Origin of the sequence: Flavobacterium sp. SH_e (assembly GCF_025717045.1) — a bacterium.
Classification (GTDB): domain Bacteria; phylum Bacteroidota; class Bacteroidia; order Flavobacteriales; family Flavobacteriaceae; genus Flavobacterium.
On record NZ_JAOVZN010000017.1, the window covers coordinates 1 to 217 of the forward strand.

Annotated in this window: 1 protein-coding gene; it reads left to right on the top strand. The window is 48.8% G+C overall.

Going from position 1 to position 217, the window contains the following annotated elements; genetic code table 11:
- Nucleotides 1-217, top strand: a 217-nt coding sequence (locus tag OD917_RS22545; protein WP_263525619.1) for a hypothetical protein, incomplete at both ends; no start/stop codon positions are given.

Sequence of the window (217 nt, forward strand, 5' to 3'; positions counted from 1 at the left end):
CTCTTCTCAGACAAATTCTGTGACTGTTGGACAGCCTTCTGCAGCTTTAGCTTTGGGAGCTTCTTCTAAAACAGATGCTTCATGCTATGGAGCAAGCACCGGAACTGTGACTGCGGGAACTGTAGCAAACTCTGTGGGAACTGTTGCCTATTCTTGGAAAAACAGCGCTGATGCTGAAGTCGGAACAGCAGCTTCCGTTTCAAACCTTCCTGCCGGA